Source organism: Burkholderia sp. SIMBA_062 (assembly GCF_046534765.1).
GTDB classification, from domain to species: domain Bacteria; phylum Pseudomonadota; class Gammaproteobacteria; order Burkholderiales; family Burkholderiaceae; genus Burkholderia; species Burkholderia ambifaria.
Genome location: NZ_JAWRYD010000616.1, coordinates 1 through 237, shown reverse-complemented (window position 1 = coordinate 237; position 237 = coordinate 1). Strand labels below are relative to the sequence as shown.

Sequence of the window (237 nt, the reverse complement as noted above, 5' to 3'; positions counted from 1 at the left end):
ACGCCGGTGCCGGCCATGATCGCGGCGGGCGTCGCGAGACCGAGCGCGCACGGGCATGCGATGACGAGCACCGCGACGGCGTTCAGGATCGCCGTTTCGGCGCCGGCGCCGGCGATCAGCCAGCCGATCAGCGTCAGCACGGCGATGCCGAGAATCGACGGCACGAACACTTCGCTGACGCGGTCGACGAGCCGCTGGATCGGCGCCTTCTCGGCCTGCGCGGATTCGACGAGGCGG

The 237-nt window shown here is 71.7% G+C and carries 1 pseudogene; it reads right to left on the bottom strand.

Annotation, left to right across the window (positions count from 1 at the left end):
* Positions 1-237 (bottom strand): annotated as a pseudogene (locus SB786_RS37650) (heavy metal translocating P-type ATPase); the annotation flags it as partial.